Source organism: uncultured Mucilaginibacter sp. (genome assembly GCF_937859865.1).
Lineage (GTDB): Bacteria > Bacteroidota > Bacteroidia > Sphingobacteriales > Sphingobacteriaceae > Mucilaginibacter_A.
In genome coordinates this window covers 232-2,559 of record NZ_CALMAT010000096.1, presented here as the reverse complement: position 1 = coordinate 2,559, position 2,328 = coordinate 232, and the positions used below count along the sequence as shown (strand labels likewise).

General features: G+C 45.9%; 2 protein-coding genes. Both read right to left on the bottom strand.

Annotation, left to right across the window (positions count from 1 at the left end; translation table 11 throughout):
- The coding region (locus Q0192_RS10095) for an NAD-dependent epimerase/dehydratase family protein (protein ID WP_299289358.1) at positions 1 to 753 on the bottom strand (753 nt) is incomplete at its 3' end.
- A 201-nt stretch (positions 754 to 954) separates the two neighbouring features.
- A partial coding sequence (locus Q0192_RS10090; RefSeq protein WP_299289357.1) for a glycoside hydrolase family 3 N-terminal domain-containing protein occupies positions 955 to 2,328 on the bottom strand: 1,374 nt, incomplete at its 5' end.

Genomic DNA, 2,328 nt, shown 5'->3' with positions numbered 1-2,328 from the left:
GTACAATTCTGCGGGCGTAAAACTGGTTCCGGCCAAATTATAAGAAGTCCTGACGCTGATTTGCTTTGTCGGCGCTTCCATTAGTTCTATCGTAGCCCGCAAAACATCTTCCATATAAATCATGGGTAAACGCGTATTTTCTTGCAAATAGCAAGTGTAGTTTTCCCCTGCAATGGCCTTGTGGTACATCTCCACCGCATAATCCGTAGTGCCGCCGCCAGGCATAGATTGATAACCGATCACACCCGGATAACGCAAAGAACGGACATCAACCTGGTAACGCGTGTGATAATATTGGCACCAGTTTTCGGCCGCAACTTTGCTGATGCCGTAAACCGTAGTTGGGTCTAAATAAGCACGTTGTGGCGTAAACCGGCGAGGCGCACTTTCGCCAAAAACAGCAATAGAACTTGGGATAAATACTTTTTTCAGGTTGAAATTTCTTGCCGCTTCCAATACGTTTAGCAGCGTTTGCATGTTGATTTCCCAGGCTTGCAAAGGGTCAGCTTCCCCTTTTGCAGATAAAACCGCCGCCAAATGATAAACCTGCGTGATGTTATGTTTTTCAATCAGTGCTTGCAAGGCGTTTGGTTGTGTGGCATCTAAGGTTTCAAAAACCGCTGTTGGATTTTGGGTTGATTGGAGATCGGAAGCAATTACAAAACCTTCGCCATAAATTTCCTGTAGTTTGGGCAGCAAAGCCGTGCCAATTTGCCCGTTGGCGCCAATCACCAGTATCTTGTCTTTGTTCATGTTTGAAGAAGGAAAAACTTCGGCGAAGATAAAAACAAGAAACCGGATTACGGTTGTTGTTGCGGTTTAGGAACGGATGCTTCTTTTATCGGGCAAAAATTGGTGCGCCAACTAAAAGTGAAGAGCTATAACTTTTTTAAAAATTACAACCCTTCACCAAAAAATAACCGATAAAAACAGTATTCAAGGTTGAAACTTTTCTCAATATTTCAATCCAAAACCAAAATGATATAACGGATCTTTAGAATCATAAGGCACATCTTCTTTTTGGTTCCGTACCGCTTCCATAGACGAAGGCAATTCAAAAGGTAGTTTTCCACCGGGTTTTGCTTTTCCAAAAACAACATCTAAAACCGCTTCGTCGCTGGCGCCAAATTCGGCCAATAAGCCTTTTGCTTTGGCGTTGATTTCGGGGATGACGGCCGGCCGATCCAGGTTTAAAACCACAATGGTTGGAACCGAATTGAGCAATTGCAGAATGCTGTCTTTCTTCGTCCCTTTAAAATCCAGATCGCCGTGGTGAAAAGCTTTGGCCATCGGAATATCGGTTTGAACCGGATACCAGGGCGTTTTTAAACGGATAATGGCAAAGTTGGCCTCTTTCGGGTTGGCAACGACTGTTCCATATTTTGCTGCTTCTTTTACGTTGATGTTTTCGACATAAATTTTGAGCTTCCCGGTTTGCAATGGCAGGGTTTTGTTGTCATTTTTTAATAAGATCATGGCTTCGCGTTGCGCATCTGCACCGGCTTTCATAAATGCCGGTTTGCCCACAATTTTTGGTGCCTGCACGGCATCAACATAAGGGTTGTCAAACAAGCCCAACTCGAATTTTTGGCGCAACAAGCGTTTAACAGATTGGTTAATCCTGGCTTCGCTAACCTTGTTTTCCTTCACTAATTTCACCACTACTTCCGGGATGTTTTCTCCGCCAAACTGGTCAACACCGGCATCAATAATCCGTTGTACGCGTTCTGGTACCGTTAATTTTTCGACGCCCCAGGCACGTGCCGGCCAATTGACCGGGCCCATGTGGGTATCGGAAACCAGACCCCAATCGGTACAAACCACGCCATCAAAATGGTATTTATTACGCAGCAAACCGGTGATAATGGCTTTGTTGTAGGAGAAACCCACATGCTCGTGCCCGGCATCCATCGGCACGCCATAATAAGGCATGATTGCCGCGGTATGTGCTTTAAAAGCTGCTTCAAACGGGATTAAATGGTAATTGAAGTTGTTGCCGGGATAGACTTGTCCTTTTTGAAAAGGAAAATGCGGGTCCAAGCCTTGATTTTGAGGGCCGCCACCGGGGAAATGTTTGGTCATGCAGGCCACGCTGCTACTATCTAATTTATCGCCCTGAAAGCCTGAAGTATAAGCCGTAACCATCTTGGCGGTAAGGTTGGCATCTTCGCCAAAAGTACCGGCGATGCGTGGCCAGCGCGGCTCGGTTGCCAAATCAACTTGTGGGTGCAGCGACTCTCGGATGCCAACAGCCAGATATTCCTGACGAGCAATATCGGCAAATTTTTTCATCAGCGTGGCATCGCCAATGGCAGCCAAGCCTAAAGG